General features: G+C 66.7%; 11 protein-coding genes. 5 read left to right on the top strand and 6 right to left on the bottom strand.

What is annotated here, in order from left to right:
• Positions 1-2: 2 nt before the first annotated feature.
• Positions 3-1,370 carry a M1 family metallopeptidase gene (locus Q8Z05_RS15230; RefSeq protein WP_305940442.1) on the top strand — a complete coding sequence of 456 codons (1,368 nt, stop codon included), beginning with the start codon at positions 3-5 and terminating at the stop codon, positions 1,368-1,370.
• 41 nt (positions 1,371-1,411) lie between these two features.
• Here Q8Z05_RS15230 and Q8Z05_RS15225 read toward each other — a convergent pair whose 3' ends face one another.
• The 3 genes from Q8Z05_RS15225 to pheS all read right to left on the bottom strand — a co-directional run bounded on the left by Q8Z05_RS15225 (position 1,412) and on the right by pheS (position 5,765).
• A complete protein-coding gene (locus Q8Z05_RS15225) occupies positions 1,412-2,092 on the bottom strand; it encodes a 4'-phosphopantetheinyl transferase family protein (protein ID WP_305940441.1) in 681 nt (226 codons plus the stop codon).
• A gap of 65 nt (positions 2,093-2,157) precedes the next feature.
• Positions 2,158-4,701: a phenylalanine--tRNA ligase subunit beta gene (gene pheT, locus Q8Z05_RS15220; RefSeq protein WP_305940440.1), complete on the bottom strand. Its 2,544-nt coding sequence runs from the start codon at positions 4,699-4,701 to the stop codon at positions 2,158-2,160.
• 2 nt (positions 4,702-4,703) lie between these two features.
• Positions 4,704-5,765 carry a phenylalanine--tRNA ligase subunit alpha gene (pheS, locus tag Q8Z05_RS15215; RefSeq protein ID WP_305940439.1) on the bottom strand — a complete coding sequence of 354 codons (1,062 nt, stop codon included), beginning with the start codon at positions 5,763-5,765 and terminating at the stop codon, positions 4,704-4,706.
• A 232-nt stretch (positions 5,766-5,997) separates the two neighbouring features.
• Here pheS and Q8Z05_RS15210 point away from each other — a divergent pair, with 232 nt between their 5' ends.
• A complete protein-coding gene (locus tag Q8Z05_RS15210; RefSeq protein ID WP_305940438.1) occupies positions 5,998-6,474 on the top strand; it encodes a DUF4157 domain-containing protein in 477 nt (158 codons plus the stop codon).
• Position 6,475: 1 nt separating this feature from the next.
• Complete coding sequence (locus Q8Z05_RS15205) at positions 6,476-7,111, top strand: SIMPL domain-containing protein (protein WP_305940437.1); 636 nt, start codon at positions 6,476-6,478, stop codon at positions 7,109-7,111.
• Between the two features lie 21 nt (positions 7,112-7,132).
• On the opposite strand, the gene pcp is transcribed toward Q8Z05_RS15205, so the two are convergent.
• Positions 7,133-7,789 (bottom strand): pyroglutamyl-peptidase I, encoded by a 657-nt coding sequence (pcp, locus tag Q8Z05_RS15200; protein WP_305940436.1) that lies wholly within the window; start codon positions 7,787-7,789, stop codon positions 7,133-7,135.
• A 102-nt stretch (positions 7,790-7,891) separates the two neighbouring features.
• Here pcp and Q8Z05_RS15195 point away from each other — a divergent pair, with 102 nt between their 5' ends.
• On the top strand, positions 7,892-9,031 hold the full coding sequence (locus tag Q8Z05_RS15195; RefSeq protein ID WP_305940435.1) for an Rv2578c family radical SAM protein: 1,140 nt from the start codon (positions 7,892-7,894) through the stop codon (positions 9,029-9,031).
• A 40-nt stretch (positions 9,032-9,071) separates the two neighbouring features.
• On the opposite strand, the gene Q8Z05_RS15190 is transcribed toward Q8Z05_RS15195, so the two are convergent.
• Complete coding sequence (locus Q8Z05_RS15190; protein ID WP_305940434.1) at positions 9,072-9,524, bottom strand: (deoxy)nucleoside triphosphate pyrophosphohydrolase; 453 nt, start codon at positions 9,522-9,524, stop codon at positions 9,072-9,074.
• Between the two features lie 205 nt (positions 9,525-9,729).
• Between Q8Z05_RS15190 and Q8Z05_RS15185 the strand changes: the two genes are divergently transcribed.
• Entirely contained in the window at positions 9,730-10,941 is a 1,212-nt protein-coding gene (locus Q8Z05_RS15185; RefSeq protein WP_305940433.1) for an MFS transporter, read from the top strand.
• 69 nt (positions 10,942-11,010) lie between these two features.
• On the opposite strand, the gene Q8Z05_RS15180 is transcribed toward Q8Z05_RS15185, so the two are convergent.
• Entirely contained in the window at positions 11,011-11,928 is a 918-nt protein-coding gene (locus tag Q8Z05_RS15180; protein ID WP_305940432.1) for a cation diffusion facilitator family transporter, read from the bottom strand.
• Between the last annotated feature and the right edge of the window lie 65 nt (positions 11,929-11,993).

Raw genomic sequence — 11,993 nt, 5'->3', positions numbered from 1 at the left:
TTATGAGTTTCGCAGCACCAGCCAGCCCCGGTGATACGCGCCGGCCGGGCGAACCATCGGACCCACCGGATCCCTACGTGCCCGGGCACGGCACGAATGCCTACCGCGTGACACGGTACGAGCTGGACCTGGACTACAAACTCGCCAGCAACAAGCTCAACGGCAGGGCCGTCCTGCACGCCGAGGTGGAACGTCCGGCGTCGGCCGTTGTCCTGGACCTCACGGGACTGCGTGCCGTCAAAATCTCCCTGAACGGCAGAAGGGTGCGGAGATTCAGCCAGCGGGCCGAGCAGCTGGTGGTCGTCCCGGATGCGGCGCTGCTGCCGGGCGACCGTTTCGTGCTGGACATCCGGTATGAGGGGAACCCTTCTCCCCGGCGTGGCCTCTGGGGCGAGGTGGGCTGGGAGGAGCTGACCGACGGCGTCCTGGTGGCGGGCCAGCCCAACGGTGCCGCCTCGTGGTTTCCCTGCAACGACCATCCGCAGCACAAGGCCAGCTACCGCATCGCCGTCACCACGGACACCAACTACCGGGCGGTCTGCAACGGCCTGCTGATCTCCCGTAAAACCGGCTCCAGCCGGGAAACCTGGACGTACGAGCAGGCCGAGCCGATGGCGACGTATCTCGCCACCGTCCAAATCGGCCGGTACGACGTCCTGACCCTGGATACCACCGGGATTCCCGGCAGCGTCCCCCAGCACGTCGCAGTGCCGGCAAACCTGGCCGACGAGGCACGCCGGGGCCTGGCCCGCCAGCCGGAAATGATGCAGACCTTTGTCAAGAGCTTCGGCCCCTATCCCTTCCAGGAGTACACCGTGGTGGTGGCGGAGGACGAGCTCGAAATTCCGCTCGAAGCCCAGACCCTGTCCATCTTCGGGCCCAACCACCTGGATACAGGCTGGGAATCGCAGCGGCTGATCGCACACGAGCTGTCGCACCAGTGGTTCGGCAATTCCTTGACCGTTGCTGCCTGGAGCGACATCTGGCTTCATGAGGGATTCGCGTGCTATGCGGAGTGGATCTGGTCCGAGTCGGCGGGCGTCATGAGCGTTGCGGACCGGGCAGCGGCCGCCTGGCGGAAGCTTGCGGCCCTGGGCAAGGACATTGTCGTCGGGGACCCCGGACCCGAGCTGATGTTCGATGACCGTGTGTACAAGCGCGGGGCCCTGGCGCTGCACGCACTCCGGATCCGGTGCGGCGACCTCGCTTTTTTTGCGCTGCTGCACGACTGGGCCGCCAGCAACCACCATGGATCCGTGTCCACTGCCGCTTTTATCCAGACCGCCGACCGCGTGGCGGGCATCGATTCAGAAGCGCTGCTCCATCCCTGGCTGTTCGAAGAGGCGCTGCCGGCCCTGCCCGTCCGGTAGCGAACTGCCCGTCCGGTAGCGCGTCGGCACGGGCGCCGTCGTCAGCCGAATGCGACGGCGGCGGCCAGATGGCCCGGCAGCCCTGACTCGGCGGGTCCGAGGTCCCTGACGCCGTGCCGGTCAAGCACGTCCAAGGTCTGCGGCGCACGCCTCAGCCCCTCCCCGGTCATCTTCAGGAAGGCTTCCTTCCGCGCCCACAGCCGGGCTCGCTCTCGCAGCAGGGCGCTCCCGGTCAGCGGGGCCAGGGCCTGCCGCTCCGCCGGTGTCAGCGCCACCGCGTCGAAGCCGTCAAATTCCATCAGCTGCGGGTCCTCGGCATCAACACCCAGCCGCTGCTTCGGTGCCGGTTGAAGCACGGCCGCCAGCAGGGTCCAGCCGGCGGCCCGGGACAGGCTCAGCAGAAGGGGCACCGGCGCCCCTGCCCGGGTGTAGCCCGGCGTGCCATGGGAGATCGCCGCCCCGCTGCCGCACTGCGGACAGGTGTAGCTGGCGGCCAGGTCCTCCGCGCGCACCCCGAGCAGCTCCGCCGCGAAGAGTCGCTGGGCAATCCGGCCGGCCAGGAAATCCGAACGCGCTGGCTGCACCATGCCACGGGCGCGCTCCAGTTCGGCCCCGTCCAGGAGCCGGCGGGCACTCCGTTCCAGGCCGGCCACTGCCTCGGTTGAATCCTGTCCGCGTACGCGGAAGGGCGGGCACGCACGCACAACAAGTTGTGATGCCATGGCCCGCCCTTCCGCGTGCTGGTGCTCCGTGAGCCAGCGGTGAACTCCGCCACCGCTGTTCTAGGTCACCGCTGGACGGCTCCGAAGCGCTCGGCGGCACAGGCGACGGCGCTTTCGCGTGCGGCAGACGCCTCGTCGGCCGTGAGCGTCCTGTCGGCGGCACGGAAGCGGAGGCCGAAAGCCAGCGACTTCTTGCCCTCCTCGATGCCCTTGCCGGCGTACACGTCAAACAACGCCACGTCTTCCAGCAGCTCGCCGGCGCCCTCGCGGAGGGCGGCCAGGACGTCGTCGGCAGGGATTTCCTGCGGAACCACCAGTGCCACATCCTGGGTGGCCACCGGGAAGCCGGAAATGTGCCTGGCCACGATGACGTCCGCGGCGGCGTCGAAGAGGGTGTCCGCGTTGAGCTCAACCGCCACCGAGCGTGCGGGCATGTCGTGCGATGCCAGCAGCTTGGGGTGCAGCTCGCCGGCGTAGCCGATCACGTCGCCGGAACGCAGTGCCAGCCGGGCGGTGCGTCCCGGGTGGAAGGCCTGGTGGTGGCCCTGGCTGACCACGATCTCCACTCCCAGGACGTCGCCGGCCAGGCGGGCGACGTCCACGGCGTCGGCCCAGTCCCAGGCGCGGGGCGTGTGCGACGCGGCCGCCGGGGAATCGTGGCCCGTCAGGACTGCAGCGATGTGCAGCGGCTGGTCCGGAACGCCGTCGTACAGGGCATCCAGCAGCTCATCGGAGGGCTTGACTCCGAGCGGCGGGATGGACGGCGTGCCCACGGTGTCACCCGGCAGGAACACCAATCCGGCTTCGAAGACGGCCAGGTCGCGGAAGCCGCGCGAGTGGTTCCGCTTGGCCACCTCGATCAGGCCGGGAAGCACGGACGTCCGCAGGAAGCCCTGTTCCTCGCTGATCGGGTTGGCCAGCTTCACGGCCTTGCGTTCAGCGCCCTGCTCCGCCACGCCGAAGGTGTCGTTGGCAGCCTTGGAGACGAACGGGTAGGCCAGGACCTCGGTGAGCCCGGCATCGGCCAGTGCCTGGACCAGCCGGCGACGCTGCTGCTGGACGCGCGTCAGCCCCCGTCCGGGAGGCGCCACGGGGAGAGTCGCCGGAATCTGGTCGTAACCCACCAGCCGGGCGATCTCCTCGGAGAGGTCTTCCTTGGTTTCCAGGTCGTTCCGCCAGCTCGGGGCCGTTACCGTCCAGCCGGCGTCGTTCTTCACCACGGCAGCACCGAGGTCCTCGAGCGAGGTGACGATCTGCTCTTCAGTGAAATCGATGCCGATCCGGGCGGCGGCGAAGGCCGCGGGCAGTTCGATGGTGACGGCGTCCGGTGCGGTCCCGACGTCGGTGCCGGCGTCGTCGGCAATGCCGCCGGCCAGCTCGACCAGGAGGTCCACTACACGCTGCGCAGCTATGCCCGCGACCTGCCAGTCCACGCCGCGTTCAAAACGCTTGGATGCTTCGGACGGCAGCTTGTGCCGCCGGCGGGACCGTGCGATCGACACCTCATCGAAGTGGGCAGCTTCAACCAGGACGTTCGACGTCGAATCGCTCACCTCCGTGGCGGCACCGCCCATGACGCCGGCGATGCCGATCGCGCCGGAGCTGTCGGTGATCAGGAGGTCCTCGACGTCGAGCTTCCGCTCCTTGTCGTCAAGGGTGGTGATCTTCTCCCCTGCCACCGCGCGCCGGACCACGATGTCGCCGGACAGCTTGTCCAGGTCGTAGCAGTGCGTGGGCTGGCCGAGTTCCAGCATGACGTAGTTCGAGATGTCCACCGGCAGCGAGATGGAGCGGATGCCGGCCAGCCTGAGGCGCGAGACCATCCACGGGGGCGTCGGCCTGGTGGCGTCGACGCCGCGGACGGTGCGGGCCACAAAACGGTCGCACCCCGGCTTGCCGTAGATGGGAGCGTCGTCGTTGAGCTTGACGCCGTAGCCGCCGGAAAGTTCGGCCGGTGCCTGCACCCTGGACGCCGGATCCGTGAAGGTGGTCCCGGTGGCATGGGCGTATTCGCGGGCTACGCCGCGGATAGAGAACGCGTAGCCGCGGTCCGGCGTCACGTTGATTTCGGCGGCCTGGTCGTAGAGCCCGAGCAGTTCCATAGCGTCGGTGCCGATTTCGGGATCCAGCCCGATCCGTGAGAGCACCAGGATGCCGTCGTGGTCCTCGCCGATGCCCAGTTCACGGACCGAGGCGATCATACCCGCGGACAGGTGGCCGTAGGTCTTTCGCGCGGAGATGTGGAAGTTTCCGGGAAGCACGGCGCCTGGAAGGGTGACAACCACCTTGTCGCCCTCCACGAAGTTGTGGGCTCCGCAGATGATTCCCTGGACACCGGAAGGGTCGATGCCGTCACCGGTGAGGGTCTGTTCCTGGCCCTCGGGGACCACGCGGACCTGGCACCAGTTGATGGTCTTGCCGTTGGTCTGCGGCTCCTTGACCAGGCTCAGCACCTGGCCCACTACCACGGGACCGCGGAGCGCGTCCGTGGGGCGGTGGACCGCTTCTTCTTCAAAACCGACCTTGACCAGTTCTGCCATGACGTCTTCGGCCGTCGCTCCGGCCGGTACCTGCGCGAATTCACGCAGCCAGGAAAGTGGGATACGCACTGTTAGATCTCCATCCCGAAGTGCTCGCTGAAACGTACATCGCCTTCGATCATGTCGCGCATGTCGCCCACCTCGTTGCGGAACATAAGGGTGCGCTCGATGCCCATGCCGAAGGCAAAACCTGAATAGACGTCCGGATCGATGCCGGCTGCCCGGAGGACGTTGGGGTTGACCATGCCGCAGCCGCCCCATTCAATCCAACGCGGACCGCCCTTGGCGCCCGGATGCCAGATGTCCAGCTCGGCGGACGGTTCGGTGAACGGGAAGTAGTTGGGACGCAGCCGGATCTGGGCTTCATCGCCGAACATCTGCCGGGCGAAGTGCTCCAGCGTTCCGCGGAGGTCAGCCATGCTCAGCTTCTTGTCGATGGCCAGGCCCTCGAACTGGTGGAATACCGGAGTGTGCGTGGCGTCGAGTTCGTCGGTGCGGAACACCTTGCCCGGGCAGAGCACGTAGATGGGCACTTCGCGTTCCAGCATGGAGCGGACCTGGACCGGCGAGGTGTGGGTGCGCATCAGGAGGTGGGCTTCCGGGGGCTCCACGAAGAACGTGTCCTGCATTTCGCGGGCAGGGTGGTCCGGCTTGAAGTTCAAGGCGTCGAAGTTGAACCACTCGGATTCCACCTCGGGCCCTTCGGCGATTTCCCAGCCCATGCCCACGAAGATGTCCGCCACACGGTCCTGCAGCGTGGAGAGCGGGTGGCGGGCACCGGCACGGCGGCGGCGCGGAGCTGCGGTCACATCGACGGTCTCTTCGACGAGGATCCTGGCATCGTTTTCAGCTTCGAGCTCGGCAGTGCGGTCCGCGAGCGCCTTGTTGACGCGTCCGCGGGACGCACCCATCAGTTTTCCGGCGGCGGCCTTCTGGTCCTTCGCCAGGCCGCCAATTCCGCGGTTGGCAAGGCTCAGCGGCGATTTCTCGCCGGTGTGCGCCAGCCTCACGGCCTTGAGTTCATCAAGGGTGGAGGCCGCGGCAATGGCGGCGACGGCGTGGTCTACGGCGGCAGTGATGGCGGCTTCATCCAGAGGGTTCGGGATGTCAGCGCCCGGCAAAGTTTCAGTCATCTACTGTTCTTAGCTACGAGTCGGGTTATCGCCAGCGAACTGTCCTGCTGCATCCGGGTCCACCGGCAGCGTGTCCGTCACTGGCTTGTCTTCCACGCAGCCGTTTGCGGGCCGCGCGGAGTGACAAAGGGCAGGGCTCGCCGGATTTCGTCCGGCGGGCACTCTCCCCCAGTCTAGTTGAAGGCGCCCCGCCGGACGCGCCACAACTGCCCCGTGTGACTACCATGGCCTCATGACCTCCGGACAGCGGGTGCGGCAAATCGCCAATGTGCTGAATGCAACGACGCTCCTGGGCCTGCTGCTGGCCAAGTGTGCCCGGACCGCCGTGCACACCGGTCCGCGAGGCCTTATGATCGCCACCGGCTACCGCTGGCACCTCCCCTTCGCCCAGGCGTTCACCGTGGGGAATGTCGTGCTCTTCCGTGCCGCGCCCGCGGAGGCACTCGCCAATCCGGCGCTGCTGCGGCATGAGGAACAGCACAGCAGCCAGTATGCCTGGTGCCTTGGCCTGCCGTTCCTGCCGCTGTACTTCCTCGCGGCGGGGTGGTCGCAGCTCCGGACGGGAAACCCGGGGTCCGCCAACGTTTTTGAACGCCTGGCAGGGCTGGAGGCCGGCGGCTACGTGGACAGGCACCCTATGGATCCGGGGCCCCGCCGCAAGCGCCGGCGCCCCGCCGGCAAGAACGCCCGCGATGGAATTGAGGCATGACATGACCGAAACCGCCAGGACCGTCACCGTAACCGGCTCGGGGACTGCCGAAGCAGTACCCGATTTACTCACCGTCTCGATCGGCGTGGAATGCCGCCGGGAGGATGTGGGGGCGGCCTATGCGGCCGCCGGGCAGGCTTCGGCCGGAATTTCCGTGGTGCTGCGGGGGCACGGCGTGGGCGACCAGGACATCAGCACGTCCGGACTCAACGTCCGCGCGGATGTGGTGTGGAAGGAGGGGCAGGGCCAGACCGTGACGGGGTACGTTGCCTCAAGCATCCTGTCCGTCCGGTTGCGGGATGTTGCCGGCTCCTCGGAGGTCATTGCAGGCGCGGTGGCCGCGGGCGGCAACGACGTCAGGCTGAACGGGCTGGACCTCGGCTTCGCAGACCCGGCCGGCGTTACGGCGCAGGCACGCGAAGCCGCCTGGCAGGACGCCCTGGCCACCGCCACGCAGTTCGCGTCGCTGGCGGGCACCGAACTCGGCCCGGTGGTGTCCGTGACACAGCAGCCCGGGCCGTCGGGGCCGATCCCGGTGGCGAAAATGCAGCGGGCCATGGCCGTGGACTCCGTGGGGATCGAGGCGGGCCAGTCCAGCGTGTCGGCGACGGTGGAGGTCGTTTGGGAGCTTCGCTGACCCGCCCCGCGGCAGGAGCCGCTAGTGGACGGCCCCGGCGGAAAGCTTGAGGTCCGCGGCGGTCACCAGTGCGGTACGGACGACGACGGCGAGCGCCTCGGCCATCACGGCGGCGGGCAGCGACGGGGTGCCGCTGCCCCGGGGCACCTGCTGCGTCTCGTAGGGGACATGGACGAAGCCCCCGCGGACGGGCGGAGAGCCGGCGTCCGGACTGGCATCCAGTGCGTGCATCAGCGCATAAAAAACGTGGTTGCAGACGTAGGTGCCGGCGCTTTGGGAGACCTCGGCCGGTATGCCGGCACTGCGCAGCGCTGCGAGCGCTGCCTTCACCGGTAATGAGCTGAAGTAGGCCGCCGGCCCGCCGGGGACAACTTCCTGGTCCACGGGACAGTTTCCGGCGTTGTCCGGGATGCGGGCGTCGTCGCAGTTGATGGCGACCCGTTCCAGGGAGATCCGCGGCCGCCCTCCGGCCTGGCCCACACAGATCACCAGCTCCGGACGGTGGTCCCGCAGCGCATCCTCGAGCACCGTGATGGACTGCTTGAACACGCATGGCAGTTGCACGGCGGCGACGGCGTGGCCCTCCGCCTGCAGGACACGGCAAGCCGCCTCCGCGGCAGTCCAGGACGGGTTGATGGTTTCGCCGCCGAACGGTTCAAACCCGGTGAGCAGGATCATGGCCCCAGCCTAGCAACCGGCACTGCTGCGACACCGCCCTGCTGCGACGGTTGCGGCTGCTGGACCTTGACATTGATTCGAATATATCTTCGAATGGTACCCATGAGATGGGATGCACAAGCACTACGGCCGGCGCAGGGGCCGAAGCCGGACAGCGCCGAGGACGCCGCAGGCAACGCGCGGACCGCCGCCCCGGCTGTTGACGCCTTGCTGCCCCTGGCCGGGCTGGTGCGTTCCGTTTCAACCCCCGAATTTGCGGGGGTCACTTTCCACGAGGTCACCGCCAAGTCAGTGCTCAACAAAGTGGCCGCCGGTTCGCGCATGCCGTTCGAATGGACTGTCAATCCGTATCGCGGTTGCAGCCACGCCTGCGTCTACTGCTTCGCCCGCAAAAGCCACACCTACCTGGACTTTGATGCCGGCCTGGACTTTGACAGCCAGGTCGTCGTCAAAATCAATGCCGCCGAAGTCCTGAGGAAGGAGCTGGCGAAGCCTTCGTGGGGCCACCACCACGTTGCGCTGGGCACCAACACGGATCCGTATCAGCGCGCAGAAGGCCGCTACCAGCTGATGCCCGGCATCATCCGCGCGCTTGCCGATTCAGGAACACCGCTGTCCATCCTCACCAAGGGGACGCTCCTGGCCAGGGATATTCCGCTGCTCAAGCACGCGGCGACGCAGATTCCCGTGGGCATCGGAATTTCGCTGGCCATGACCGACGAACAGCTATCTGAAGCAATCGAGCCGGGCACGCCGGGTCCCAGGGCGCGGCTCAAGCTCGTCTCGAGGCTTCGCGATGCGGGCCTTCCCTGCGGCGTGATGGCCATGCCCATCCTGCCGTGGCTCTCCGACAGCGACGAAGCGCTGGACTCCCTGTTTGGCTCGTTGGCTGCGGCCGGCGCAACAGGTGTCACGGCAGGGGCCCTGTACCTGAAGCCCGGCACGCGCGAATGGTTCATGCAGTGGATTGCCGCCCGACGCCCTGAGCTGGCCGGCCGCTATCGCCGGCTGTACGGCACGGGGTCGTACGCGTCCAAGGAGTATCGCCAGTGGCTCGCGGGACGGATCCGCTACTTCAAGTCACGGCATGGTTTTTCCGGTTCGCACGGGTTCAGCCACCGGGACCTGGCCGGGGATCCGAGGGACGAGGAAGCGCAGTACCCGGCCGGCAGCATCCCGGCTGCACGAACCGGCCCGGGAAGCGGCCGGGGCGTGGAGTCCGCGCAGCCCACGCTGTTCTGACCGACGCGATAAACCGAGGCATTAAAGGGCTCCGCTTCCGTTACGAATCCCGCGAAATCGACACAGGGCCGGCAAGAGTTGCCAGCAGGGCCCGGACAATCGGAAAGTCAGCGGGTATCCAGGGAAGGGTGAGCGCTTCGTCACTTCCTGCCAGGGTGATCCAGCGCAGCTCGTCGTGGTCTTCCAGCGGCCGGGGATCACCCTCGGCAATTTCGGCGAACCACACACGCATGGACGCCTTCGCATTGAGGGGCCAGCCGGCGGCAGTTTCCGCCGGCAGTTCAGCGCCGAGCCGGACCCCGACTCCCAGCTCCTCCCGGAGTTCCCGGTGAAGGGCGTCTTCGGCTGATTCCGAGGGTTCCACCTTCCCGCCCGGGAATTCCCACATTCCGGCAAACTGGGGCGGCGCAGTCCTCCGCGCCACCAGCAGCCGGGCAGGGGAACTCAGGGAATCCACAACAGCTCCGCCAACAACATTGATGAGTCCAGTCACCGCATCAGTCTATGGGGGACAATGGTTGTAGCTGATTCCGCCAGTGCCCGGGATAACGTGCGCCGAAAAGCGACGGTGCAGGAATGTCGGCGCAGGAATGACGGCGCAGGAATACGGCCCCCTCCCCCCGTGTTGCAGTAATCAGATTTTATGCCGCGTGCTGACTCTAACGTCCGATGAACCAGAACTTCCGAAAAGCAGGCCAATGACCTCCACGTCCACGCTCAGCCCCGCCCGACCGAAGGCAGGGACCCAGCACCTCGCCTTGGCCATAGTGTCCCTTGCGATGGGCGGATTCGGCATCGGCGTCACTGAATTCACCATGATGGGACTGCTCAAGGAGGTGGAGCAGGGCCTGAACATCGGCACACCGGAAGCCGGCCACCTCATCTCTGCCTACGCACTCGGCGTCGTCATCGGAGCACCGCTGCTGGCAGCAGTCGGCGCCAAACTCCCCCGCAAACATCTTGCCCTGGGCCTCATGCTGTTCTTCAGCGTGGCCAACCTGACGTCGTTCATAGCCCCGGACTACGGCACCATGCTGGTGTCCCGGTTTGCGGCCGGCCTGCCTCACGGAGCGTTCTTCGGCGTGGCGGCTGTGATTGCGGCTTCGCTGGTCGCACCTACCAAACGGGGCTGGGCGATCTCCATGGTGATGGCCGGATTGACCATCTCAAACGTTATCGGTGTTCCATTCGCCACCTGGCTGGGCCAGGCCTTCGGCTGGCGCCTGCTGTTTGTGCTTGTCGGCGTCATCGGGCTGGTCACGCTTGCCATGCTCTGGAAGTACGTCCCGTTCCAGGCGGCGCACCCGGATGCCAGCATCCGCAGGGAACTTGGTGCCCTGAAGCGGCTTCAGGTCTGGCTGGCTATCCTCATCGGCATTGTTGGCTTCGGCGGATTCTTTGCCACCTACACGTACATTGCACACACCATGACGTCCGTGGCAGGTATCCCGTCGGCGTTCCTCCCCCTGGTGGTGGCACTCTACGGCCTGGGCATGGTGGCCGGAAACATCGTAGGCGGCCGCATCGCCGACAAGTCAGTCATGGGAACCATCTACCTGGTGCTGCCGGGCATTGCGATCGCGCTGGTTGTCTACGCCATCGCCGTCCACTGGCCGTGGTCGGCTTTCGTGATGGTGTTCGTGGTGGGCGGTGCCGGCTCCCTGCTGGTACCCGCCCTGCAGACGCGGCTGCTCGACGCCTCCCCCGATGCTCCGTCACTGGCATCCTCGCTCAACCACGCCGCCCTGAACGTGGCCAACGCCCTCGGCGCCTTCCTCGGCGGCCTCGTGATCGCCTGGGGCTGGGGTTATGTCGCGCCCGCCCTGGTCGGCGCGGTGCTGGCAGTCCTGGGCCTCGCCGTGGCCGTCGCCAGCGGCATGCTGGAACGCAAAAGGCCGCTGGTGTCCTAGCCTGCCCCGGGCAGGTTCGGTCCAGCGGCCTCCCGCGTCACGGCGTCCCGTGATCCGGTGTACGCGCAATCAGACGTGCGCGCGCTCCACGTCCGGTTCAAGGTAGATGACCCGCGCCATAGGCACAGCCTCGCGGATGCGGCTTTCGGCGCTATCGATTACCGTGGCAATCTCCGCGCCGGTGGCGGCGGCGCCGACGCTGATTTTGGCAGCGACCAGGAGTTCTTCGGGACCAAGGTGCAGGGTCTTCAGGTGGATGATCCTGGTACCGTCGGCTTCAAGCGCCCCGCTGATCCTGGCGACATCCGCCTTGGTGGCGGACTCACCGAGCAGCAGGGACTTGGTCTCCAGGGCAAGGATGATGGCGATGGCCACCAGCAGGAAGCCGATCATCGCGGTTCCCAGGGCGTCCCAAATGCCGTTGCCGGTGATCAGCGTCATGCCCACACCGAAGAGTGCGAACACCAGGCCCAGCAGGGCGCCGAGGTCCTCGAGGAGGATGACGGGAAGCTCGGGCTGCTTGGCGTTGCGCACGAAGTGCACCCAGCTCTGCTTGCCCCGCACGTGGTTCGATTCGATGATCGCCGTCCGGAACGAGAAGGATTCGGCGATGATCGCTCCGATCAGCACTGCCAGCGGAACCCACCAAAAGTCGCCTTCGATGGCGTGCGGGTGCTGGATTTTTTCCCAGGCCTCATACAAGGCGAACAGGCCGCCCACGCTGAACAGCACAATCGACACGATGAAGGCGTAGATGTAGCGCTCACGTCCGTAACCGAAGGGATGTTCCGGGCTTGCGGCACGCTTGGCGCGCTTGCCGCCCACCAGCAGGAGGATCTGGTTGCCCGAGTCGGCAACGGAGTGGATGGCCTCAGCAAGCATTGAGGATGACAGCGTCAGGATGAAAGCGACGAACTTTAGTACAGCGATGGTCAGGTTTGCAGCCAGAGCCGCGACGATCGCCTTGGTACCGCCATTTGCAGCCAAGTGAGCTTCACCTCTTCAGGGATTGCCGGAAAATTTGCGGGTGCGAATCACCGCACAATGCTGAT

Origin of the sequence: Arthrobacter oryzae, from assembly GCF_030718995.1 — a bacterium.
Classification (GTDB): Bacteria; Actinomycetota; Actinomycetes; order Actinomycetales; family Micrococcaceae; genus Arthrobacter; species Arthrobacter oryzae_C.
Note: the sequence above shows the minus strand (reverse complement) of the source record. Positions and strands in the feature narration are given on the sequence as shown.